Annotated in this window: 16 protein-coding genes; 6 read left to right on the top strand and 10 right to left on the bottom strand. The window is 52.6% G+C overall.

Going from position 1 to position 25554, the window contains the following annotated elements; translation table 11 throughout:
• The first annotated feature begins 2 nt into the window (after positions 1 to 2).
• The 3 genes from pyrC (at position 3) to nhaB (ending at position 3161) form a co-directional block, all read left to right on the top strand.
• Entirely contained in the window at positions 3 to 1019 is a 1017-nt protein-coding gene (gene pyrC / locus JWJ90_RS13895; RefSeq protein WP_205227837.1) for a dihydroorotase, read from the top strand.
• Positions 1020 to 1034: 15 nt separating this feature from the next.
• Complete coding sequence (locus JWJ90_RS13890) at positions 1035 to 1400, top strand: translation initiation factor Sui1 (protein WP_205227836.1); 366 nt, start codon at positions 1035 to 1037, stop codon at positions 1398 to 1400.
• A 132-nt stretch (positions 1401 to 1532) separates the two neighbouring features.
• Positions 1533 to 3161, top strand: coding sequence for a sodium/proton antiporter NhaB (gene nhaB, locus JWJ90_RS13885; protein WP_205227835.1), 1629 nt, complete (start codon positions 1533 to 1535; stop codon positions 3159 to 3161).
• Positions 3162 to 3282: 121 nt separating this feature from the next.
• Here the strand turns inward: nhaB and JWJ90_RS13880 are convergent, their stop codons facing one another.
• The 5 genes from JWJ90_RS13880 to JWJ90_RS13860 form a co-directional block, all read right to left on the bottom strand.
• A complete protein-coding gene (locus JWJ90_RS13880) occupies positions 3283 to 6321 on the bottom strand; it encodes a PAS domain S-box protein (protein ID WP_205227834.1) in 3039 nt (1012 codons plus the stop codon).
• Between the two features lie 275 nt (positions 6322 to 6596).
• A complete protein-coding gene (gene mltB / locus JWJ90_RS13875) occupies positions 6597 to 7703 on the bottom strand; it encodes a lytic murein transglycosylase B (RefSeq protein ID WP_205227833.1) in 1107 nt (368 codons plus the stop codon).
• 183 nt (positions 7704 to 7886) lie between these two features.
• Positions 7887 to 8939: a 2-oxoacid:ferredoxin oxidoreductase subunit beta gene (locus tag JWJ90_RS13870; RefSeq protein ID WP_205227832.1), complete on the bottom strand. Its 1053-nt coding sequence runs from the start codon at positions 8937 to 8939 to the stop codon at positions 7887 to 7889.
• Complete coding sequence (locus tag JWJ90_RS13865) at positions 8936 to 10789, bottom strand: 2-oxoacid:acceptor oxidoreductase subunit alpha (protein ID WP_205227831.1); 1854 nt, start codon at positions 10787 to 10789, stop codon at positions 8936 to 8938. Before JWJ90_RS13865 ends, JWJ90_RS13870 begins: the two co-directional genes overlap by 4 nt.
• The gene (locus JWJ90_RS13860) at positions 10786 to 12564 is read right to left on the bottom strand and encodes an FAD-dependent oxidoreductase (RefSeq protein ID WP_205227830.1); all 1779 of its coding nucleotides are present in this window, start codon (positions 12562 to 12564) and stop codon (positions 10786 to 10788) included. Before JWJ90_RS13860 ends, JWJ90_RS13865 begins: the two co-directional genes overlap by 4 nt.
• Before the next feature lie 673 nt (positions 12565 to 13237).
• Between JWJ90_RS13860 and JWJ90_RS13855 the strand changes: the two genes are divergently transcribed.
• Together JWJ90_RS13855 and JWJ90_RS13850 are read left to right on the top strand one after the other, a co-directional pair.
• Entirely contained in the window at positions 13238 to 14254 is a 1017-nt protein-coding gene (locus tag JWJ90_RS13855; RefSeq protein ID WP_205227829.1) for an ABC transporter substrate-binding protein, read from the top strand.
• A gap of 2 nt (positions 14255 to 14256) precedes the next feature.
• Positions 14257 to 16644: a cache domain-containing protein gene (locus JWJ90_RS13850; protein ID WP_240194933.1), complete on the top strand. Its 2388-nt coding sequence runs from the start codon at positions 14257 to 14259 to the stop codon at positions 16642 to 16644.
• Positions 16645 to 16709: 65 nt separating this feature from the next.
• Here the strand turns inward: JWJ90_RS13850 and nifA are convergent, their stop codons facing one another.
• On the bottom strand, positions 16710 to 18323 hold the full coding sequence (gene nifA, locus JWJ90_RS13845) for a nif-specific transcriptional activator NifA (protein WP_205227827.1): 1614 nt from the start codon (positions 18321 to 18323) through the stop codon (positions 16710 to 16712).
• A gap of 904 nt (positions 18324 to 19227) precedes the next feature.
• Between nifA and JWJ90_RS13840 the strand changes: the two genes are divergently transcribed.
• The gene (locus JWJ90_RS13840) at positions 19228 to 19863 is read left to right on the top strand and encodes a 3'-5' exonuclease family protein (RefSeq protein ID WP_205227826.1); all 636 of its coding nucleotides are present in this window, start codon (positions 19228 to 19230) and stop codon (positions 19861 to 19863) included.
• Positions 19864 to 19920: 57 nt separating this feature from the next.
• Here the strand turns inward: JWJ90_RS13840 and JWJ90_RS13835 are convergent, their stop codons facing one another.
• From JWJ90_RS13835 to guaB, 4 genes are all read right to left on the bottom strand, one after another.
• Entirely contained in the window at positions 19921 to 20901 is a 981-nt protein-coding gene (locus JWJ90_RS13835; protein ID WP_240194932.1) for a glucokinase, read from the bottom strand.
• 64 nt (positions 20902 to 20965) lie between these two features.
• A complete protein-coding gene (locus JWJ90_RS13830) occupies positions 20966 to 21742 on the bottom strand; it encodes a LabA-like NYN domain-containing protein (RefSeq protein WP_205227824.1) in 777 nt (258 codons plus the stop codon).
• A 253-nt stretch (positions 21743 to 21995) separates the two neighbouring features.
• Positions 21996 to 23546 (bottom strand): glutamine-hydrolyzing GMP synthase, encoded by a 1551-nt coding sequence (guaA, locus tag JWJ90_RS13825; RefSeq protein ID WP_205227823.1) that lies wholly within the window; start codon positions 23544 to 23546, stop codon positions 21996 to 21998.
• Positions 23547 to 23782: 236 nt separating this feature from the next.
• Positions 23783 to 25246, bottom strand: coding sequence for an IMP dehydrogenase (guaB, locus tag JWJ90_RS13820; protein WP_205227822.1), 1464 nt, complete (start codon positions 25244 to 25246; stop codon positions 23783 to 23785).
• Positions 25247 to 25554: the final 308 nt, after the last annotated feature.

Raw genomic sequence — 25554 nt, 5'->3', positions numbered from 1 at the left:
CCATGGAACTACAAATTGAGACCCCCCTAGACCTGCACCTGCACCTGCGTGAGGGGGCTATGCTTCAGCAGGTTGCCCCCTTCAGCGCTGCCCAGTTCGCCGCTGGTGTGATCATGCCCAATCTGGTGGAGCCCGTGGACAGCCTACAGCGCCTGCGAAAATATCGACAGCAGGTTCAGGATGCCTGTGGAGATGTTCTCTTTACGCCTCTGATGACGCTTTTTTTTCGTGAGTACAGCAGAGAAGAGCTCGTGGCAGCCAAAGACGAAATCATCGGGCTCAAGCTCTACCCCGCGGGAATTACCACCCAAAGTGAGGGAGGTGTACGTGATTTTGACCGAATCGGCGAGACGGTCTCCCTGCTGGAAGAATTGGATATCCCTTTGCTGGTGCACGGAGAAAGCAACGGTTTTGTCATGGACCGAGAACAGGAGTTTCTCCCCGTTTACAGCTGGCTGGCTGAAAACTTTCCCCGGCTCCGCATTGTCATGGAACATATAACCACAGCGAAATCGGTCGAACTCCTCAACCGATATGACAACGTTGCCGCCACCGTCACCCTGCACCACCTGCTGATCACTTTGGACGATGTGGCCGGTGGTTTGCTGCAGCCGGATCTTTTTTGCAAACCCATTGCCAAACGACCGGAAGATCGCGAAGCCCTCTGCCAGGCGGTTTTCAGAGGCCATCCTCGCCTCTTCTTTGGCTCGGACTCAGCCCCCCACCCCCGTCATAAAAAGGAATGCTGTGGTTGTGCCGCCGGTGTGTTTTCCGCCCCCGTCGCCCTGCCTATGCTGGCACAGCTTTTTGAAGCAAACAATTGCCTTGAAAAACTCGCGGGTTTTGTTTCCAACCATGGTCGTACCTTCTATCGAATTAATCCTCCAAGTAAATCGGCTTTCCTGGAACGCGCCCCCTGGCAGGTACCGGAATCACATGGCAGCGTTACATCCTTCCTCAGCGGGCAAGTCCTTGAATGGCGGATGAAAAACACGGAACAAACCACTAGTAATCATTGAAAAAATAACGTAAAAATGGTAACGAAATCCTCATTTGATGCTGTTGCGGTGTACTCAACTGAGCACGGCAGACTGTGTCCGGGATGCGGAAGGCCCACGGCCAAATGTCAATGCTCTTCCCGGATTCCCCCCAAAACCAGTGATGGAATTATTCGCATAGGCAGGCAAACCAAAGGGCGAAAAGGCAGTGGCGTGACCACTGTCAGCGGTTTGAACCTTGCCCCTGCACCACTCCGTCAACTTGCGGGAAAGCTGAAAAAACAATGTGGCGCCGGAGGTGCCATTAAAGATGGCGTTATCGAGATTCAAGGAGAACACCGGGATACTCTGGTGAGCGCGCTGCAAAAACTCGGTTACACTGTCAAACGCGTTGGAGGCTAGTCCTCTAACTTTGGTATGTCAGAGGCTTTCGATGGAGTGGCCATACATCGTTGAGCCTGCAAAAGAATATGGCCGTCCGCGGCGGAACAGCCTGGCGGTCAACTACGATTCTTCAACCTAGGAGAACAAACGATGTCCCTGTCCTATCCCAAAGCATTTGCCACGAATTTTCTTGGCAATGCCCCACTTTGGTACAAGATCACCATTCTTGCCTTTTTGGTGATCAACCCCATTTTACTCGATGCCTACGGATCCTTTATTGCCGGCTGGATCCTGATCGGTGAATTTATCTTCACCCTGGCCATGGCTCTGAAGTGCTATCCGCTGCCTGCTGGTGGGCTCCTGGCCTTTGAAGCTGTGTTCATCGGCATGGCCAAACCGGAGACTGTGTACCATGAGGCCCTGGTCAACTTCGAAGTTATCCTGCTGCTGATTTTCATGGTTGCGGGTATCTACTTCATGAAGGACTTCCTTCGCTTCACCTTCACCCGCATCTTGGTGAAGGTACAGTCCAAGTATCAGATTTCCCTCTTGTTCTGCTTTGCCGGCGCCTTTCTTTCCGCCTTTCTTGACGCCCTAACCGTCACCGCGGTTATTATCGCTGTAGCCTACGGCTTCTACGAAATCTATCATAAGTATGTTTCAGGAAAAGGCAGCGCTGATGCTGTGCATGATCTCACCAGTGACCTGACCCTCAAGGAGCAGGAGCAAGCTGATCTGAAACAGTTTCGCGGCTTCCTGCGGAACCTGATGATGCACGGTGCGGTGGGTACCGCTCTGGGTGGTGTCTGTACGCTGGTGGGCGAACCGCAGAACCTGCTGATCGGTTCGGTAATGGGCTGGCATTTCCCTGAATTTTTTATTGAGGTCGCCCCGGTCTCACTCCCTGTTCTGATTGTGGGTCTTTGCACCTGTTACATGGTCGAAAAAAAGAAATGGTTCACCTACGGTTTTGAGATGCCGGGCAACATTCGCTCGCATCTTCTGGAAACAGAGATGAAGATGGAGGCCAAGCGCGGCACTAAAGGAAAGATCAAGCTGATCATTCAGGCCTGCTGCGGTATCTGGCTGATTGTTGCCCTGGCCTTCCACCTGGCGGCTGTCGGTCTGATCGGTCTCTCGGTTATTGTCCTGTTGACCGCGTTGAACGGTGTCACCGAGGAGCATCAGATTGGCCATGCCTTTGAAGAGGCCCTGCCGTTCACTGCCCTGCTGGTGGTCTTTTTCACCATCGTTGCTGTCATCCATGAGCAGCACCTGTTCGCGCCGATTATCAGCTACGTACTGAGCCTGCAGGGCCATGCGCAGTTGGGTGCGTACTATATCGCCAACGGCCTGCTTTCCGCGATCTCGGACAATGTCTTCGTGGCAACGGTCTATATCTCCGAGACAAAAATGCATTTTGTTCAAGAACTGGGCAATATTCCTAACATTGGTATGAGCGGTGCGGAGCTGATGCAGAAACTGACCGACCCGCATCTGGTTCGTGCCGATGTACTTGCTGCATTACCGACTGACGCAGCCGAGCAGGCACACAAACTGATCCATCACCTGGACAAACTGGCGGTCGCCATTAACACGGGAACGAACATTCCCAGTGTGGCCACGCCCAACGGTCAGGCTGCCTTCCTTTTCCTCCTGACCTCTGCCCTGGCTCCGGTCATTCGTCTTTCCTATGGCCGCATGGTCTGGCTGGCTATGCCCTATACTATCACCATGTCCATAACCGGTCTGGCGGCCACGTATTTGTTTCTCGCCTAAAAGGCAGAGAAAACCTGTTATGGCCTTGCATAGATAGTTTTTTCAATCAAGAATTACTGAAACAAAAAAGGGCGCACCAAACGGTGCGCCCTTTTTCTTTTTGACGGTCCCCTGCCTGGGGCTAGTTCTCTGGTCCCGCCAAGGCCTCACGTACTTTGCTGCCGAGCGTTTCCTTGGAAAAGGGCTTTTGCATAAAATGCACGCCATTATCCAAAACCCCATGATGGGCGATAACATCGGCTGTGTACCCGGACATAAACAGGACCTTGAGGTTGGCATACACGGATTCAATCTCTTGGGCCAAATCGCGCCCGTTCATGCCAGGCATAATCACGTCGGTCAGAAGCAAATCAATATCACCTGTATGCTCACGCGCCCGCTCGATTGCCTCCTCCGGGGTTCTGGCGGAGATCACGGTGTATCCCAGATTGTCTAGCATGAGAGCTACCATATCAAGAATCATGGGTTCGTCTTCCACCAGGAGGATGGATTCATGCCCACATGGTGCCGGAGGTTTTTTGAGCGGCTCCGTCTGCAGGCCAGAGGCTTGATTTCGCGGAAAATGCAAGGTAAAGGTCGTCCCCTGTCCCGGTGTGCTGGAAACGTCTATAAAACCATTGTTCTGCCGAACGATACCGTACACGGTCGCAAGTCCCAAGCCGGTCCCACTCCCGGACACCTTCGTGGTAAAAAACGGTTCAAATATATGTTCCTGGATCTCCGTATCCATACCGCTTCCAGTATCGCTGATGCTTAAAGAAACATATTCTCCCGCTTGAAATCCATACTGCGTTGTGCTTTCAGCTTCGTCGAATGACGCATTCCCTGTTTTAATGGTCACTTTCCCCACATCCGCAATAGCGTCCCTGGCATTCACACAGAGGTTGGCCAGAACCTGATCAATCTGCCCGGGATCTATCAATACAGGCCACACATCCTTGCCGGGCTGCCACTCCAGCTCAATGTCCTCTCCGATGAGTCGCTGCAACATCTTGAGCATGCCTTCAACCGCACGGTTCATGTCCAGGATCTGGGGGGCAATCGTTTGTTTGCGGGCAAAGGCGAGGAGTTGCCGGGTGATTTCAGCGGAATGTTGTGCCGCTTGCATAATCTGCTGCAAGGATGTGTGCAGCTTCTGACCGGGGCGAGCCTGCTGCAAGGCCAGTTCTCCATAACCAAGAATCACACTGAGCATGTTATTGAAATCGTGAGCGACTCCTCCTGCCAACCGGCCAACCGATTCCATCTTTTGCGCTTGCTGGAGCTGACTTTTGAGCTTGACCTTCTCCTCCTCAGCATTCTTCCGTTCGGTTATGTCACGGGCAACACCCAACACGCCAATAAGCTCCCCCTGTTCATTGAACATCGGTGTTTTGATGGTTTCCAGGAGCACCTGAGAGCCGTTATCGGCAAAGGTGACCGACTCTTCATTGCTGACAGGCTTACCCGCGTCAATAGCCCTGCGGTCATGTTCGCGAAAAAAATCAGCCAGAGCCCTATCAACAAAGTCATAATCCGTCTTGCCAATGATCTCTGTTTCCTTTGCGCCGTACAGCCGTTCAAAGGTCGCATTACAGGCCAAAAAGACGCCATGAACGTCTTTCAGCCAAATGAGATCCGGCACACTCTGTAACAAAGCCCGCAGAAAGCTTTCACTTTTCTGCAGCGACTGCTCAATCTGTTTACGCTCGGTTACATCACGAACTACGGCATAAATCAACGATTCATTATCGGGTTTCGACCTCCATTCCATCCAGCGGTAGCTTCCATCTCTACAGCTATAACGACTGGTGAAATCAATAACGTTTTCTCCTTTTAACCGTTCCAGGATCCCCTGCGTCACGAAAAGATCATCCGGGTGGATCAGATCAACGAACCGCTTCCCCTGGAGTTCGTCAAGAGGATACCCCAGCGTGGTCTTCCAGGCAGGGTTCAAACGAATAAATCGCCCCTCCTGGTCGGTTATACAGAGCATATCCAAAGAGAGGTTGAATATACGATCAAGCTCTTCCGTTTTTTTCCGCAGTGCGGCTCTTGCCTGGATAAGACTTACGATAAAAAAAGCAAGCAGGACAACGGCAACCACAAGAAGAGCAAGAACGGATACCACCGTGAGGGCGAATTTGCGGTGGGTGACAAAAACAGATTTCGGAAGATTTATGACAACGCTGTTCTCCGGCAATTCCGATGGAAGAATATCAAAACGCTTCATTTGCTCGTAATCGAAAAAGGCACCGGATGTACTGAAATTACTCTTGGTAAAATGATCTGGGCTGTTTCCTGCAAGCAGATGCACGCCTAACTCAGCCGCTTTCTTTCCCTGACGGGACCCGCACAGGAGGTATCCCCCGACAATACCGCTGCCAAGCCTGTTGTGATGAATGCCATACACCGGCACCTTGGCTGCGGAAACGATCAAGCGTGTGCTGTCTCTGGTCGTGAGCGTATCGCCCTGAGAATCAATTGTGTAAGTATTGAGAAGAACGATCGATGTTGGCCCAAGGGCCGCGACAGCATCTTGGGCCTCCTGGAAGCTACAGGGGGGAAGGAAGCGAAGAGTAACCCGTCCCGCATACAGGGGCTGCAGGGCTTTTAACGCCCTGTGGGCGGCACGACCGCTGATTGACATATCGCTGATAGCCAGAATCTGCGTGGTCTTCGGATGCAGTTTGAGGGCTATATCAATGGTATGGCGTAAATCCTGCGTCTCAAACACCCCGCTGATCTTTTTCCTGCCTCTGTCGGCATATGGACTCAACGAGGTTATCCCGGCAAAAACAACCGGCGTATCAGGGAAGAGTTCCGCATGAAACTTGGTGAGCATATCAACGGCCGGATCATCAAGGGCGATAATCAAATCAACCTTTTTCCCTTGATACTTATCCACCAGGAGATCCTTCATCCGAATCAGGTTACGCTCTCCGGGATAGCGCTTGGCATCGAGATATTCCACAGGAAGATCCACGGAAGGAAAGGTCGCACGCAACTGCCCAATCGCTCCGGCCTCTTCTTCATCTGACCAGACAAAACCAGGATGGTAGGAATTTAAAATGAGGACGACTGCAGGGCGCCGTATTTCGGCACGCGTGGAGGGTGTCAGGGCGAGGACGAACACAATCACACTCCCGATAACTACCGCCAACCTCGTGGTGATCTTCATGGGATGGTTGCTCCTTTTTTTGCCCCCCTTGATCCTTTACAGCAGGTAATGCACCAGAGGACTTCCCCCTGGATCAATGAGAAAAAGGCGAGTTCCACTTCCTTATACCTGAATCCGTGAGCATTTATCAGTATATATCAGGCAATGAAGGTGACGTACGGATAGATGCCCCAAGGGGCGGCGGGTGAAGCTGAACAACAAATGAATTAATTTAAAACTCTTAGCCCCATTAATAGGAGACGCTGTTCAGAGCCCCCCACCGTCACGGATTTAGGTTATAGCTTTTGCCTAATCACCTGCGCCAACTCGTGCACGGCCATGGCATAGTGGGTACTTCGGTTATAGCGGGTGATGGTGTAAAAGTTGGGATAGCCGATCAGGTATTGATCGGTCTTATAGTAGCGAAGACGCAGCAGGCAGAGGGCATCTTTTGTCTGCAACGATTGCGCGAACCCCAGTCCGGCCTGCTGAAGGCTTCTGACTGAATAGCGGGTGTTGCACCCCACCTTGAGCGGCACCGGTTTTTTTATCCTGAGTGGAGCCACCACCGGCTTGCCGGACTGCCAGCCATGCTGGACAAAGTAGTTGGCGATACTGCCAATGGTATCTTCAGGGTCCCAGAGGTTGCGATGGCCGTCACGGTTAAAATCAACAGCCCATTTGCGAAAACTGCTGGGCATAAACTGTCCAAGCCCCATGGCTCCGGCAAAGGAACCCTTGGGTGTACTCGGATCCAACTTTTCGCTACGGGCCATCAACAAAAATTGCCGGAGTTCATCCCGAAAAAAAGCGCCCCGCCGGGCATAATCAAAGCCCAGTGTCGTTAAGGCATCAAGCACCCGATGAGTGCCCAGATGTTTGCCAAAACTGGTCTCCACAGCCATGATGCCCAGAATGTATTCCCCTGGCACCCCGTATTCCTCAGATGCCTGAGCCAATGCTGTCTTGTGTCGCCTGCCAAAGGCGACCGCCCGCCCGATCCGCTCCTGGCCAAGGAATTTGGCCCGATATCGGGACCAACTCCCTGGAGAAAGGGGCTTTTTACTGCGCTTATCACTACGTGCAAAGTAGTTGAGGGTCCAATCCTTCCGCTTTGCCTGGGAAAAAAGCCCCAGCAGGTATTCCCGCTCAAACCCGTGTTCATTGACCATCTGCTCAATGAAGCGTTCAAGCTTGATATAACCTGCAAAATCTCCACTGAGTCGATCGCTGTAATAGCTGCCCACACAGGGTTCCCGTGTCAATCTCACGCCCTGCCCGGGACCAAATGAGCGCATGACCTGCTGGGGGGCAATTTGCGGCTTTGGCTCCTGCGCAGTCTGGGCAACAGAGGATGGATCTGTACAGGCGACCAGGGCTAACCCCGCCCAGAGATAAAGCAATCGAAGTTTCTTACAGTACACAGGCAATACAAAGCTCCCCGGATAGTATTCCTCTTGAGGGAATCTTGAAGATCAGCGGCGCGGCCCATGACGCGGGCACGTGCAGGCTGGTCTTCCATCTGAATCCTTGACGACGAAACTAACGCACCGATGGATACTCACGGATTCAGGTTCCATAGCGGCTCAACGATAGCTTTCGTTAATTTTGGCAAGCACGTCCCCACCGGGACAGAGGTCCTCTACCCCCATGGAATTAAAAGATTTTTCACTGGTATTGAGGATATCATGGGTATCGGCTGATTCAGGGTTCACGTACAAGACACCGGTGAGAATAACGCCTTCGGCCTTATGATCTTCCAGATTATCAATGGCCTGGCGACGGTCGGTGACATCCGGTGTATTTTCATGCTTATGCAGGTGAATCACCGAATCATCATGGAGGCGAACCTCCTGATCAACAGAATCCTCATACTCTGTGGTAATGGTCTGGCGAAAGGGAACAAAATCAAAGGTGTTGGTGGCCTCGCTGTGCTCACGGACCCAGTGATAACTCTTGGTTGATTCAGGGTTGTTGTTGAAGGTGACACAGGGGGAGATGACATCAATAAAGGAGAGCCCCTTGTGGGCAAGCCCGGCCTTAATCATCGGGACCAGCTGTTTTTTATCGCCGGAAAAACTGCGGCCCACAAATCCGGCCCCAAGCTGAATGGCAAGCTCGCAGAGATCAATGGACTCCAGAGCATTGACGCTGCCCTTTTTACTTTTGGTCCCCTTATCGGCGGTGGCTGAATACTGGCCTTTGGTCAGGCCATAGCAACCGTTGTTCATCACAATGTAGACCATATTGAGGTTCCTGCGTACCGCATGGACAAACTGGCCCATACCGATGGAGGCGGTATCGCCATCACCTGAGACACCAAGATACACCAGATCTCGATTGGCCATGTTGGCGCCGGTGGCAATGGAAGGCATACGCCCATGCACCGAGTTAAAGCCATGGGATTTTCCCAAAAAATACGCTGGGGTCTTGGAGGAACAGCCGATCCCCGACATTTTGACAAGCTGATGAGGTGGGATGGCAAGTTCAAAGCAGGCTTGAATAATGGCACCACAGATAGAGTCATGCCCACAGCCGGCACAGAGTGTCGAGATCCCCCCCTCATAGTCACGGAGGTTGTAGCCCGCCGAATTGGGGGGCAGATCAGGATGACGAAAGGTCGGTCGCTGGAAGGTCATTGGGTACCTCCTTGGGTGGAAAGCTGCTGCAGGTTAATGCCGAGTCCCCCCATCGCTTTTTCCAGGGCGCGTACAAGGGATCGACTGGCCACGGGCATACCGTCATAGCAGCCGATATGGACCATTTTATCCGATGGCAGCCCTTCTTCATTTATCAGCAGGGTACGCATCTGACCATCTCTATTCTGCTCAATAACAAAAACCAGTTCATGGTTATTGATAAAATCAAGCACCTCCTGCTGAAAGGGGAAGGCCCGCAAACGCATGGTGTTGATATCAATACCGCGCTGATGCAAAAGCTCGATAGCCTCATAGGCGGCGGGCGCGGTAGAGCCGTAAAAGATTGCGCCCAGACGTGCCTTGGGAAACGGTGTCTTAATCCGAGCCAGCGGCAGGAGCCGCTTGGTGGTTTCCCATTTGAGTTCAAGCCGTTCCATATTGGCCTGATAGGCGGCCGAACTCTCGGTGTAGGCGGAGTACTCGTCCCGGGAAGTACCGCGGGTGAAGTAGACGCCCTTTTCCGGGTGGGTGCCTGGATAGGTGCGGTAACAGATGCCGTCACCATCCGTATCCTTGTAGCGTCCCCAGCGGGTGGTCAGCGTATCGAGCTCTTCGGCGCTCAGCACCTTGCCCCGGTCATAGCTACGGCCAGTCTCCCAGCTCAATGGTGGGCCAAAATGGTCGTTCATTCCCAGATCAAGATCACTCATCACCATCACTGGGGTTTGCAGATGTTCGGCCAGATCAAAGGCATCGGCGGTCATATCGAAACACTCCCGGGGATCACAGGGAAAAAGCAGAGGATGCTTGGTATCCCCATGGGAAGCATAGGCGCATTCCAGCACATCGGACTGCTGAGTCCGGGTGGGCATACCGGTTGAAGGCCCTGCCCGTTGTACATCAATGAGCACCGCCGGGATCTCGCCAAAATAGGCCAGCCCCAAAAACTCGTTCATCAGCGAGATGCCCGGTCCAGATGTGGCGGTAAAGGCACGTGCGCCATTCCAGGAGGCTCCTATAACAATCCCAATGGCTGCCAGCTCATCTTCCGCCTGGACAATGGCCGCCTTGATCCGTCCGGTGTCGGCCTCGATGCGATATTTTTCGGCATAACGGCCAAAGGCCTCGATAACCGAGGTTGAAGGGGTGATCGGATACCAGCCAACCACTGTGGCTCCGGCATAAAGAGCCCCCAGGGCGGTGGCAGAGTTGCCATCCATAATGATTGCATCTCCGACCTTATCAGATCGCTGTACCTTGAGCTGACATGTATCGGGGTGATGCTCTTGGGCATAGGCGTACCCCAGCTCCAGAGCCTGAATATTGGGTTCTGCCAGCTTGGGCTTTTTTTGAAATTGCCTGTTGACTGAGTCAATGAGCACCTGCAACTCCATATCAAGCAGGGTCGCCAGCGCACCGACATAGATGATATTTTTCAAAAGAGGCCGCATACGCGGATTCTCAAAGGTCTCGTTGCAGAGAAAGGTCAGGGGAATACCAATGACCGTAATATCGTCGCGTTGAAAATCCTCAGGCAAGGGTTTGGAGGAGTCAAAGAGAAAGTAGCCACCAGGGACCAGGCTGTCGTAGTCCTGCCGCAGTGTCTGCCCATTGACCGCCACCACCATGTCGATATCGCCACGCCGCCCGACATAGCCCTGCTCGTTGACCCGCACCTCATACCAAGTGGGCAACCCTTGTATATTCGAAGGAAAAATATTTTTGGGGCTAACCGGCACCCCCATGCGAAAGACCGCTTTGGCAAAGAGGTTATTGGCACTGGCTGAACCGGAACCATTAACGTTGGCAAAACGGATCACAAAATCGTTTACGCCTTGTAACTGTTTCATATATGCTCTGCCTGTGCTGGATGAAAGAGGAATTTTTGCATCTCCCAGGCCGAGGTTGGACACCGCTCCGCACAGATGCCGCAGTGCAGGCAAACATCCTCGTCCTTGACCATGACACGCCCGGTGGTAAGTGGTCCCGAAACGTAGAGATCCTGGCTCCGGTTTTCTGCCGGTGCCTTCAGGCGGGTTCGCAGTTCTTCTTCTGTGCCGTTTTCCACAAAATTAATACAGCTCTCAGGGCAGGCATCAACACAGCCGTCGCACTCGATACATAAATCTGCATGAAAGACGGTCTGCACATCGCAGTTCAAACAGCGTAAGGATTCGGCCTGGCCGATCTGACGGTCAAAGCCCAACTCAACCTCAAGCAGTCGATCTTTCAACGTTTTTGCCTTAGAGAGCATGGGAACGGCCTGACGGTTGGTCTCGGAGACCTGGTTATGATAGAGCCAGTCGTGCACGCCCATCTTTTGTCCGGCGAAATCCACCTGGGGCCCCGGACGCTCTCTCAGGGAACGGCCTTGACAGAGCAGATGGATCGAAATAGCGGCCTCATGCCCGTGAGCCACGGCAGTAATGATATTTTGCGGGCCAAAGGCAGCATCGCCGCCAAAAAAGACTTTGGGATGCGTCGATTGCAGGGTCTGTGGATTCAACTGCGGCAATCCCTTGTCTGTAAATGCAACCCCGGACTCTTTCTCGATAAAGGGAAAGGCATTGAGCTGGCCAACAGCCAGAAGCACTTCGTCGCAGGGCATAAAAACCGGTTCCTGCCCGGTTGAACGTAGCTGCCGCTTTCCGTTGTCATCATAGACCGCTTGTACCCGATCAAAACGCATCCCCACCAGGTAGTTGTTCCCCATCACAAATTCCAGGGGCACGTGATTATCGATAATGGGCACATCTTCATGCACGGCCTCATCTATCTCCCAGGGCGAGGCTTTCATTTCCTCGCGGGGTGAGCGAACCACCACACTCACCTGCTCTCCCCCGAGGCGTCGCGCTGTTCGACAACAATCCATGGCCGTATTTCCACCTCCCAGAACCAGGACCCGTTTCCCGATGGCATTGACATGGCCAAAGACAACACCGGCTAACCAGTCAATCCCCACATGAATTGAACCGGCCCCGGCCTCACGTCCGGGCAGGTCCGGTAAGTCTCGACCACGGGGGGCGCCTGTTCCAACAAAAACGGCATCATAATCTTGATCAAGCACCGCCTGGAGGCTTTCAACGCGTTGGGTGAAGTGGGTCGTCACTCCCATGTCGAGAATATAATCGACTTCGGTGGCCAGAACTGCTTCCGGCAGACGAAAGGAAGGTAACTGACTGCGCATGAAGCCACCGCCTTTTTCCTGATCGTCATAGAGATCAATGCTATAGCCAAGTGGCATCAGATCCCGGGCAACGGTGAGTGAGGCTGGGCCGGCACCGATTAGCGCAATACGTTTACCGTTTTTTTCAGCTGGAATCGTTGGCAGCAGCCCCAGGACCTCGTCACGATTGTCGGCACAAAGCCGCTTGAGGCGGCATATCGCCACGGGGTCTTTTTCCACCCGACCTCGACGGCAGGCAGGCTCACAGGGACGATCACAGACTCTGCCCAGAACACCAGGAAAAACGTTAGAGGCCCAGTTGAGCATATAGGCATCGGTATAGCGTTTTTGGCTGATTAGTCGAATATACTCCGGAACGGGAGTGTGGGCGGGACAGGCAAACTGGCAATCAATGACCTTATGAAAATATTGAGGATCTTCGATATCTGTCGGTTTCAAGGAATTGCACTCCACCAAGGGTTTGAAGAAAACAGATTACAGAAGCGAAACTGAAGGGTATCTTGGATAATAAAATTTTCCGAGTAGGGTCAAGCTGGGTCGAAAAAACAATTATGCAAGATGCCCTGAAAAAGAGGACAAACACAACAACGGAATCAAAGTAAAAAATGACACGCGTATGAATTCCATGCAATAGCAATAATGATGGTGTCGCTAAAAGTCAAAAACCACAGATCCCCCATACCATAAAACAAGTCTGTTGGAAATACGCGACCTCGCTCTTGGGGCTTCATCGGAAACGACAATTATTACCATGCCTGCAGAATAGAAAAATCCGCGGCACAAAGAAAGGGTTTTTTCTCTTTTATTTTCCGGCAATACATCCGCTGCCCCTAAATCCCTCCAGGATAAACAGGGGGCGCTGATGCAACCGCAATAGGCAGCGATGCAGAGAAGCAAACCAGACATTTCTCTCATATATTCCGCAATGCATACACCACTGTGGACCTTGATCATCCGGGAAACAAAGAGGAACGGCTTTTGAGTGATCAGAGGGCAGGACAGCGCCTGGAGAAAATAGCACTTTTCCTCTCAAGCCATTGCATTGCAACGGTTTCTGTGCCACCATGACAAATATACGGAATCCCTAAACAACTTTTTTTGGGTCACTGTCATGAAGCTCCAGTTGCGCACAACGCTTTTGTTTACACTTTTGGTTGCCAGCCTCACGGGTACAGCTGTTCCAGTCACTGCAAAAAATATCCATCAAAAGCAAATACTTGTGGTGCATAGTTACCATAAGAGCCAGGCAGAGCATGTAACAGAGATGGATAAGGGCATTCATGAGGTTTTGCCTGCGGACGAGTATGCAATCCACTCGTACTATATGGATACAAAACGCCACACCAAAGAGAGTTGGAAGCTCAAAACTGGTGAGAAAGCCAAAGAACTGGTCAGGCAGCTCCGCCCCGATGTGGTCCTTGCCATGGATGATAATGCCCAAAAATATTTTGCCAAAGAGTATGTCGACAAACCAGGTCCCCCCTGGTTCGTCTTCAGCGGGGTCAACAAAGAACCGGAAGAATACGGTTATCCAGCCGAGAACGTCACCGGCGTACTTGAGCGCCCCAACATTCAGGAAAGTATCGAACTGCTCTTAAAAATCAAGCCGGATATCAAGCGTATCCTGATCATGGCCGACAAATCAGCGACCACAGACCCCACGATCAACTATAGCAAGTCGCTCTCCCTACCGGTGACGGTGGTGGCCTATAGACAACCTTTGACACTCCAGGAATGGCAGGAAACCCTGGAGCAATACCATAATCAAGTCGACGCGATAGGCCTTTATGTTCTCCGCACCATCACCCGAAGCAAAACAGACTCCACCAAGGTTTCGGAGCAGGAATTAATCGATATCATCAACAAGAGCTATCATCTCCCCACCGTGGGTTTTTTTGATAGCGCAGCAACTTCTGGCGTACTCTGCGCGATCTCAGTTTCCATGCACGAGCAAGGGGTGGCTGCCGCCACAATCGCCAAAAGAATTCTTGAGGGAAAACGCCCTGCAGAGATTCCGGTGCGGCCAACGGATCAGGGGAGGATTCAGCTGAACCTGCGAACGGCAGAACAGCTCGGCATTCAAATCCCCTACTCCATTATCAAACGTGCAGAAGTTGTTATTCGTTGATTATGCCACCAAGCCTGAGTCGAAAAATTCTCCTGCCCACGGTGGTTATCATCGCCATCGGCTTAACAGCTATCCTGGTCATGGAGCATTGGAATGCTCGAACTATTGTCCGCGAGGAACTCTCCAAGCGACTTGATCGGGAGGTCGTGCTTTCTGCAAAGCTGATCGACAGCTGGTTGCAGGCTCGAATGATAGACGTTGGTGCCTGGTCCCGGCAGGATGTGATCGTCGAAGCTCTGACCGAGGGGGGCTATTATGGCCGCAGCGCCCGACAGGGGGCCCAGGAACTCCTGACCAACCTGAAAGCAGGCTACCAGCAATATGAGTCGATCTTTCTCACCGACATCCACGGGGAATTTGTGGCCATAGCGCCCCACTCGTCTGAAAGCGTGAGTGGAATCCTTCTCGCAGACCGCCCGTACTTTCAGGAAGCGCTTCAAGGGAAAACCACCCTTTCCGATGTTATCATCAGCCGTTTCTCCGATCACAAGACCTTTACCGTTGCCACTCCGGTTCGCTCCGGAGATACCATTGTTGGGGTTCTTGGCGGAGTAATAGACTTCTCCCTGTTCAACGCCCTGTTTCTCGATGATTTTAAAGTCAAACAATTTGGCTATGCCTTTCTCATTGACGGCGACCGCAAGCTCTTGGGCAGCTCCCGTGATATTGGACAGCACCTGTTTGCCCAGGAATCCGAGACCACCTTCAATCGTCTCTACGCGACCAGCAGTGGCCAATTCGTCCACAATGAACACAATGGCGGCGTACTCACCGTCTTCCAGCACCTTGAGCGCACCCGGTGGATCTTTGTCATTGAGCAGGCCCTGGATCAAACCCTGGAACCCATTGCCCACATCTTCCGTATCAACACGCTGGGAGCGGTTCTTGTGCTCTGCATCCTCGCAGCCCTTATTATTGCCTTGTTTCGGCAGGTCATCGTCCATCGACTCCAGGACATGCTCCGCGTAACCATGACAGTCCGTCAGGGCGACTTCTCACAGCGCATAGCACGCTCGACGGGCACTCCTGACGAGATCTCCGAGCTGACAGACTCCTTCAACATCATGATTGACCAGCTGGACAAAACCGTCAGTACCCTCAATGAAGAAATACAAGTTCGTCGCAACACCGAAGAAGCTCTGGCCCATCACCAGGAGAACCTGGAAAAAATCATCGAACAGCGCAGCCAGGAACTACAAAAGGAGATAGGGGAACGGCAAAAAGCAGAAGAGCGACTGGTACGCGCAGAAAAGCTGGAAATGATTGGCACCCTGGCCGGAGGTGTGGCCCACGACCTCAACAACATTCTCTCGGGCATTGTCAGCTATCCGGACCTGCTTTTAATTAAACTTCCTCCCAACCATCCCATGTACCCAGCGCTGCGCACCATAAAGGAATCCGGAGAAAAGGCGGCGGCCATTGTCCAGGACCTGTTGACGCTTGCCAGGCGGGGCATCAACGTACGAGAACCGGTGAACCTCAACCAGCTGCTGGAAGAGTACCTTTCAAGCCCGGAATTTCAACTGCTACAGTCGCACCATCTCCAGCTCAAGATACACACAACCTTTGCCCCTGATCTCCTGCCGATCCTTGGCTCTCCGGTCCATCTCGCAAAAACGATCATGAACCTGATCGCCAACGCGGCCGAGTCCATGGAGCAAGGAGGAGAGATTCACATCAGCACGGAGAACCGCTACCTGGACAGCTCACAGAAACTCTACGAGAACATCAGTGAGGGCGATTATGTCGTGTTGCAAATAAAAGATCAGGGCTGTGGTATTGCCCCGGAAGACCTGGAAAAGATTTTTGAACCGTTTTTTTCCAGTAAGCGAATGGGGACCAGCGGAACCGGCCTGGGCATGGCCGTTGTCTGGGGGACGGTGAAAGACCACGGAGGTTATATTGACTGCGAAAGTTCAGCCAACGGGACTGTATTCAGCCTTTATTTCCCAGTGACAGACCAAAGCCGTGCCCAACATCCCCAGGCCCCACGCCTTGACGACTATCAGGGGAAAGGAGAGCACATCCTGGTCGTTGACGATATTTTCGAGCAACGGGAGATTGCCTCGACTATCCTCACCGAACTGGGGTACAGGGTCACAACCGCAGAAAGTGGTGAGCAGGCGCTTGATCTTGCCCGCAAAGAACGCTTTGACCTCCTGCTGCTGGATATGATTTTAGGTGAGGGAATGGATGGATTTGATACCTACCGCAGCATCAAATCCCTTGTCCCTGAACAGGCGGCGATTATTACCAGCGGTTTTTCCGAAACCACCCGTGTTACCGAAGCCATCCGTATAGGGGTTGGACGCTACATCAAAAAACCCTATATGATCAACACCCTGGGAATGGCGATTCGCCAGGAGCTGGATGCGACCATGCCGCAGTGAAAGCGGATGGCAACACGCCGCGTTGACACATGTGCACAATACACGTTCGCCCCCTTTGCATCGTGTTAAAATTCAGGGCGCTGCAGGTTAAATTTCTTCATCCGATATCCCATCTGCCGCTGGGTCAGCCCCAACTCCCGTGCCGCCCGTGACTGGACCCAACCGTTTCGAATCAGGGCCGATTCCACCTGTTCCCGTTCAAGATCTTTAAGAGATTTTCTTCCTGTTGGCTGGGCCGTTGCCGCCTGCGGTGCAGCAGATGGCGGCAACACCGTTTCCATCGCCGGTGGAATTCGACCGGAATCCGGACTGGTCATATATTCGGGGAGTTCTTCCACCGTAAGCACATCACCACTTGCCAGAATGACCATCCGCTCGACCAGGTTTTGCAACTCGCGCACATTTCCCGGCCAGTTGTAATCGGTGAGAAAATCGAGAAACTCACGAGACATACGCAGGTTCTTTTCGTTTCGCTTGTTACTAGACCGAAGAAAATGATCAAGGAGCAGCGGGATATCGTCGCGGCGCTTACGCAGAGGGGGCAGATTGATGGGTACCACGTTTAAACGATAATACAAGTCGTTTCGGAAGGTCCCCAAAGCGACGGCCCGCTCAAGGCTGACATTGGTTGCGGCAATGATGCGTACATCCACCTCCAGAGTGCGTGATCCCCCAAGACGCTCAAACTGCTGTTCCTGGAGCACGCGAAGCAACTTTGCCTGGAGCAACAGGGGTAATTCACCGATTTCATCAAGAAAAATTGTTCCATGATCCGCCTGCTCAAAACGACCGATTCGGGCGACCACCGCGCCTGTAAAGGCCCCCTTCTCGTGCCCAAAGAGTTCGCTCTCCAAGAGATTCTCTGGCAGGGCCGCACAGTTGACTTTGATGAAGGCCTCATTCTTCCGCGGACTGGCATCATGCACGGCCCGAGCCACCAGCTCTTTTCCTGTCCCCGATTCCCCTAACAGCAGGACTGTAGCGCTTGATGGCGCAACCCGTTCAATGGACCAGTAGACCTCCTGCATGGCCTTGGACTGCCCAATGATCTGATGGCGGTGATACCGGCCATGGAGTTTTTCTTTCAAACTCAGATTTTCCTGAACCAACTGCTCCCTGTCCTGACGAATGGCCCGGTTCAGGCTGAGAAACTGGGCAATCAGGGTAGAGAGAACCGTTAAAAAACGCACATCCTCTTCAAAGGAAATATCGGAATCAAAGAGCCTGTCCACACTCAGCACACCAACTGCAGCCCCTGAGAGCATGACAGGCACGCCGATAAACGAAATTTTGGTCTTTGAAATAGAGGGACGTGAACCGGTCCTGTTTAAAAACAGTGGCTCGCTGTGCACATCGGGCACAACAAAGGGAGAACCGGTACTGAACACCTGCCCGTAAATTCCTTCGTCCAGCCCATAGACCCCCCGCTGCTCCTCCTCGACACTGAGTCCGTAAGAAGCGCGGATGGTCAAATGCCGCCCCGTCTCGTCCAACAAGGCCAAGGTGGCCCGCTCCATTCGCAGGGTATCATGCAGTACTTTCAGTACTGAGGAAAGCGCCGTATCCAAGTGGACGGCCGACCCGATAAGGTTAACGATATTGTAAAGTGCCTGCACCTCTAAAGCTGCGGTGCTGTTGGCATCCACTGGAGGATCATAGGAAGGTGTATTTGTATTCATATCCTTTTGCGTAACCACTTGGCCCCCTGAGTCAGCCTGACAGCGCATGAGAGCGCCCAGGATTGTATCCTTTACGGGCAGAGCAACGGGACCATCTGTTTATAAATAGCTCAAGCGATACTTCTGGGTTCCGGACGTTCCCCCTGAGGGCGGTGCTCCATGGACAACATTCGAATCATGAACAACGAAACTGACGCACCGATGAATGCTCTCATGGATTCAGATACAATTAAACCATCAGCAAGCCTATAATCTCACTGCCCAGCCCCTCAGTATCCGGGAACAATCCGGCCCTCCCTCTACGAGTATCTTGCACAGGAAGCTGCAAAAAGTATTCCTAGGTTATCTTCCCGTTTCCAATCGGTAAAACACGCGGCGATCCCCCTTACACATTGTGGTACCCAGCTTACAACTACTCCCCTGTATCCCTTTTCCCCAGGCATTTCCCCAACTTCTCCTCGGCTGCACAGCGCGACAGAGACGAGCACCGCCCACGTGCCGATTCTATTTGCCGCTCAGGCCTGACTGAACCACAGCCAGTCTCTTTTATTTCTTTTTTGTAAATATACACCTCATCATGTTGCACAATTGAATCATTTAAGACCATGCCGCAACAAGCTGTGCAAAATTGTCCCATCCCATACCAGAATGACAAAAACAGGCAAAAGAACATGACATAACGTAAGAAATGAAGTAGAGGGGGGACAACCACAGGTTAATAAGGAGAGACGAGTTCTCCAAATTGTTTCAAAACGGGTATAATGAAGGTAATAGATGGTCACCCTGCCCCCATGGGGACAGAGGGTGCAGAGTATCGCTGATGAGCCAGAAATGGCAGGAAAGAAAAAAGCATATCGAGTGCCTTTTTATGGCTTTCGAATGCTGAGAGGTATTGAGGTACGTTGTGTTAGTCAGCAGTGAACCACTGGTTTCTCAAGGACGCCCTAGTGGTGGAAGAAAAATCAGCAAAGAAGCTATTAATGAACTTCCCCTGGCCAGATGGCAGGGAGCAGTTCAACTGATAACAACGGCGGAGGAAGTTGAGCAGGCAACTCAAGCGCTGCAAGGGTGTACTATCCTTGGTTTTGATACGGAAACCCGACCGGCTTTTAAAAAAGGGCAGAAATTCAAACCAAGTCTGCTCCAGTTGGCATCAGCGGAGACAGTCTACCTCTTCCAATTGCAAACAACGGGTTTACCTGAGTCAATTCGCGCCACCCTGGAAAAAAGATCCATTGTCAAAGCGGGCGTTGCGCCGGACTTTGATCTATTGAACCTGCAATCCATTGCTCCCTTTTCCCCGGCCGGTTTTGTGGACCTGGCACGCATGGCCCGCCTGCGTAACATCCGCAATCAGGGGTTACGCGGTCTTGCCGCTCTGGTCTGCGGCGTCCGTATATCCAAGACAGCTCGCACCTCCAACTGGTCCAAGCCGGAACTCACCCCCCAGCAGATTCACTATGCGGCAACCGATGCCTGGATAAGCCGAGAACTCTATCTGCAGCTGCTGGAACTGCCCGCTGCGACAAAAGGACAGTGAAAGCTGAAAATAGCGCCCTGCCCTGACGTGCTTGTCCCGGCCTTTGGTTGGGGGGCCTCAGGCAGCCAGTGCCCCATAGGCAGCAGCCCCCACAAGGGCAGTATCCGCGTTCAGAATAATCCGTATCGGTACCTGGGCGAGTCGTTCTTGATAAGTCCCCCGAGAAAACAAAGCACGAAAGCGCTTTACATCAAGGGCACCATGAACGCGGGCAGCAAGCCCTCCCCCCAGAAAAAGACCGCCAAAGGCCATGGTCTTCAGGACCAGATTGGCCGCCTCATCTGCCAGAATATCAAAAAAAAGCTGCAGGGTTTCCCAGGCAACCGGGCATTCTCGAGAACCATTGAATGCCTCCAGAGCCGCCGTGACGATAAGAGGGGTCTGGTCAGACACCTGCTCAAGCTGCTGCCGCAACCAAAGTGGCACCGTATAGTGGGTGGACATGAAGGCGAACAAATCAGGCAATGCCAGACCGGAGCAGACCTGCTCCACCGAGACATGCCTTCGTTCTCTCTGCATAAAGGTCAGCAGCTCTACCTGCAGCGCATTTCTTGGAGCAAAACTCGCATGCCCCCCTTCTGAGGCGCAGGGCAAATACCTCCCCTGCCAGGGAAGCAAAAACCCCTCGCCAAGACCGCTTCCTGGAGCAATAACAGCTTGCACGGCTTGCGCATCTTCCCGTCCCGCCTGAAGAGAACGGAGTTCGGTGAGCGGCAGATGGACCGCACCAAAGGCCGTTGCCACCAGATCGTTAATCAGGTGCATCTGCTCAAGCCCAAGCTGCTTGCGCAGCAGAGCTGCTTCCAGGGACCAGTCCAGATTGGTCATCTGTACCTGCCCCGCGACCACCGGTCCGGCAATGCCGAGACAGCCGATATCTGGTCGCACCTCACTCTTGGCTAAAAACTCCTCGACCAGCGGGAGAAAAGAGCTGTAGTCCGCATTCAGAAAACGTTGTTGCCGTATCGGTTTACCTGGCCAACGCTCGTAGAGAGCAAGCACCGTTTTGGTGGCGCCAATATCACCGGCAAGCAGCATCTTCAACGGAGTTCTTCAGGGGGAAAATGAATTCTGTAAGGGAGGCTTGCCAAGACCGTCATAATCAATTTTCCTTGATCAGTCGGATATCCCAGGCTTCCGAACGGTTATCGTTGGCCGGGTTTTCCACCACCCGAAATTCAAAAATCCGGTGGGATTCCTGGAAAAAATGGTCTGAGCCGAGAGTTGACTTGGAAAGATGAAAAAACACGGTCTCTGATTCCAGCGAGTTATTCTCCAGGCGGTAATAACGGAAAAAACCAAAGCCCCGCTCCTGGTTAAAGTTGGCCACGGTTCCCCGCTGCCACTGCTCGCCGTTTTCGCCATGGCTTCCGGCAATGGGCAGCAACCCAGGGACAAGGAAGCCGGAAATATACGAGTCGGCCACCTCGCGCAACTCTTTATTGACGTTGTGAAACCCAATGACCTCAACGCGGCAGCCCATGTTCTGCAGGGCAATAATCAGCCGGAGAAAATCACCGTCACCGGTCAAGAGAATTATGCGGTCCAGATTTCGGGCCTGCAACAGGGCATCGATGGCCAGGTCCATATCGGCGTTGGCCTTGGTGGTGATATTCCCGTCCTCGTCTTTGAACCGGCGCACATATTTTTTTATAATCTTAAAACCGCATTGACGAAGAATATTATGGTAGGAGTAGACCTTCTGCCGATATTCGCTATCGCGTTGGGTCCGCTCGTGATCCTCGGCCAAATAGCAGTTGGCCCTCAGCATCACGGAATTATGGTTATTGGCCAGGTCGACAAGCACATCATAGCGCATGCCGTAGCCACCGCTCATTTTAATGTTTTCTGCATCAACGTAAATAGCTGTTTTGAGCATGGAATTTTTCAATTTGTTCGAACAAGCGAAAAAAGGAGGAATTTTCAGACAGGCAGCAAGAGCTTGAAGGTGAAAAAGCTCTCCGCCCTTTTTTTTAAACGGTCCATCAATGATACGCCGGAGCGCAGGACCACTGCACAACCAAAAAAGAGAAGAAAGAAACCGACCCCGCTACAAAGTGCGGGATCGGTTAATGTCGCTGTAGACAAAGCCAGCGAAGGCCTGCGAGGGAGCAAGCCTGGACTCGCTGTTTTTACTCCCACTCGATGGTGGACGGTGGTTTTGAGGAGATATCGTAGACCACACGATTAACCCCGCGGACCTCATTGATAATGCGATTGGAGATCCTTCCCAGCAATTCGTAGGGCAGGTGCGACCAGTCAGCCGTCATGGCATCCCTGCTATCCACACAACGCAGGGCTATCACGTGTTCGTAGGTCCGGCCGTCCCCCATAACGCCGACGGTCTGAATCGGCAGCAGGACGGCAAAAGACTGCCATACTTTGCGGTACCAGCCACTATCCTTCATTTCCTCAAGCACGATCACATCGGCCTGACGCAGAATATTAAGCCGCTCTGCACTGATGCCGCCCATGATGCGGATTCCGAGCCCCGGTCCAGGGAAGGGCTGACGATAAATCGCCTCCTCTGGCAACCCGAGTTCTAATCCGAGTTCACGCACCTCATCTTTAAACAGCTCACGCAGCGGCTCAATCAACTCCAGCTGCATGCGCTCAGGCAAGCCGCCTACATTATGATGGGACTTGATAGGAGCTTTTCCACGAAAAACCACCGACTCGATCACATCCGGGTACAGGGTTCCCTGTGCCAGGTAGCGAACATCACCAAGTTTCTTGGCCTCAGCCTCAAAGATTTCAATAAACCCATAGCCGATGCGTTTGCGTTTCTCTTCAGGGTCGGCAATGCCGTCGAGCTGCTTGAGAAAATACTCACTTGCATCGACATCAATGACGTTGAGATCCGTTTTCTCGCGAAAAAAACGGAGAATGGCCTCTGACTCACCGGTACGCATCAGGCCATTATTCACGTAAATACAGGTCAACTGATTACCGATAGCTCGATGCACCATGGCGGCAACCACCGAAGAATCGACGCCACCAGAGAGGGCACAAATAACCTTGTCGGAACCGACCTTGGCACGAATCTCGGCAACCGTCGCATCGATGAAGGAATGCATGGTCCAATCGGGCGTACAGTTGCAGAGGCCAAAGATAAAATTCCGCAGGATATCGGTACCGATCAGGGTATGCGCCACCTCCGGGTGAAATTGAACGCCGGCAAAGGGTTTTTCAGCATGGCGGATGGCGGCATAGGGGGAATGACCACTGGTGGCAGAGACCACAAAGCCGGGTGCCAACTCTTCAATACGATCCCCATGACTCATCCAGACCTGATGATGGGCCGGAGCGACCTCCATGCCGGCAAAAAGCCCCCCGGTGTATTCAACCGTGAGCTCGGCTTTGCCAAACTCCCGTTTTTCGGCCTTTTCAACTCGACCGCCCTGTTGCACGGTCATCAGTTGAGCACCATAACAGATACCCAAGACTGGCACGCCAAGATCATAGATCCCCGGATCGCTGATTGGTGCGTCCTCATCGTACACACTCGCCGGACCACCGGAAAGAATAATACCGGTTGGCTGCATGTCCCTGAGCCGGTCAAGTTCAAGGGTGTAGGGGTGGATTTCACTGTAGACCTTCTGTTCGCGAATTCGACGTGCTATCAGTTGAGTTGTCTGCGAACCAAAGTCAAGAATGATGATTTTCTGCGTATGCGTGGACATGGCTACCTATGAATAAGGGTTGAAAAACAAAGAAACGCACCGGGCTCTCTAAGAGGCGATGGGGAGCGCTCAACAGTCGCATCCTTTGCAAGAAATTGTTCCCTTTAAAAGAAAAACGCTGTTGAGCAACCGGGCTCATCACAGATTGGGTTTAGCCCGTATTTCTCATCAGGCAAGAGACTTGCGTCCCCGTCTTTTTCTCAAAATGAGACAAAATGTCCATGAGAAATTCGGGTTTAAAGACCTTCAGTCCGATAGTTCGGGGCTTCCTTGGTGATAATAACGTCATGCACGTGAGACTCGCGCAGTCCGGCTGTAGAGATCTGCACGAATTGTGCTTTCTCATGGAGCTCCGCGATGGTCGCCGCACCGACATAGCCCATTCCTGAACGCAGACCACCAAGCAGTTGGTAGACCATCTCGGAAATTGGTCCACGATAGGGGACTTTACCTTCAATACCTTCAGGGACAAGTTTACTGCTCTCTCTATCCTGGAAGTAGCGATCAGAAGAACCTTCACGCATGGCGCCGATGGAGCCCATACCACGGTACCCTTTGTATTTACGCCCCTGGTAGAGGAACGTTTCTCCCGGTGTTTCATCCGTTCCGGCAAAGAGCGACCCAATCATAACCGCATCCGCGCCTATTCCCAGGGCCTTGCAGACATCGCCAGAGAACTTGACGCCACCATCTGCGATCACAGGAACATTGTGTTTGGAGGCAGCGGCCACACAGTTTTTCAGCGCGGTCAACTGGGGCACACCGACACCGGCAACAATTCGGGTGGTACAGATGGAACCAGGTCCAACACCAACTTTAACTGCATCCGCACCGGCATCAATCAACGCCTCGACACCTTCAGGTGTTGCAATATTGCCTGCAATGACCTGCAGGTCGGGAAAGCTTGTCTTCACTTCCCGCAAGGCCTGGAGAATGCCCGCTGAATGGCCATGGGCTGAATCCAGGACAACCACATCCACACTTGCCTTGACCAGCGCTTCGGCGCGTCTCATCATGTCCGGGCTGACCCCGAGAGCGGCTCCAGCCAGCAAACGGCCATAGCCATCTTTAGCCGCGTTGGGATACTGCTTGATTTTCTCGATATCCTTGATGGTGATCAATCCTTGGAGACGACCATTTTCATCAACAATCAACAATTTTTCAATACGGTGCTCGTGGAGCAGGGCCTTACAGTGCGGCAAATCAATGCCAACCGGAGCCGTAACCAGGTTTTTGGAGGTCATGACATCGTTGACCCGCAAGCCGTCATCGGAGACAAAACGCAGGTCGCGGTTGGTCACAATGCCCACCAACTTGTCGCCTTCGATGACCGGCAGCCCCGAGATGCGATAAGTGCGCATGATCTGCTGCACCTCGGCAACACTCTGAAACGGAGAAACCGTAATGGGATCTGCAATCATACCTGATTCAGACTTTTTCACCCGTTCGACTTCTCGAGCCTGCTGCCTGATGGTCATATTTTTGTGGATTATGCCGACTCCACCTTCCCGGGCCATGGCGATTGCCGTCTGGTGCTCGGTCACCGTATCCATTGCCGCACTCAACAGGGGCGACTGCAGGTCGAGTTTTCGAGTCAGGCGAGTCTTCAAAGATACTTGAGAAGGCAATACTTCTGAAGCTCCTGGAACCAGAAGGACATCGTCAAAAGTCAGGGCCGTGGGAATAGTTTTTTGCTGCATGCGTGCTCCTCTTCTGCTGGAGTAAAAAAACGGGAAAACCAGTCCCGAAAATGCGTCTACCGTACAAGTGGCGCCCTAAAAATAAAAAGATGGTGCCTCCAATCACTCCGCAAAAACTGCGGCGTTACAGGCAACCATGAAAAATTAATCGTTCAGGTCACATATGGACCGAGATGATGGAAAACGAGCCAGGCAAGGACCCGGTATCTCACGAAAGAGAACGTATACCTGAATCCGTGACGGCGGGTGGTCACTGAACAACGTATTCTATTATCAGGTCATAGGTCAGAGTTTGAAACAGAAGAATA

It is taken from the genome of Desulfobulbus rhabdoformis (genome assembly GCF_016919065.1).
Classification (GTDB): domain Bacteria; phylum Desulfobacterota; class Desulfobulbia; order Desulfobulbales; family Desulfobulbaceae; genus Desulfobulbus; species Desulfobulbus rhabdoformis.
Note: the sequence above shows the minus strand (reverse complement) of the source record. Positions and strands in the feature narration are given on the sequence as shown.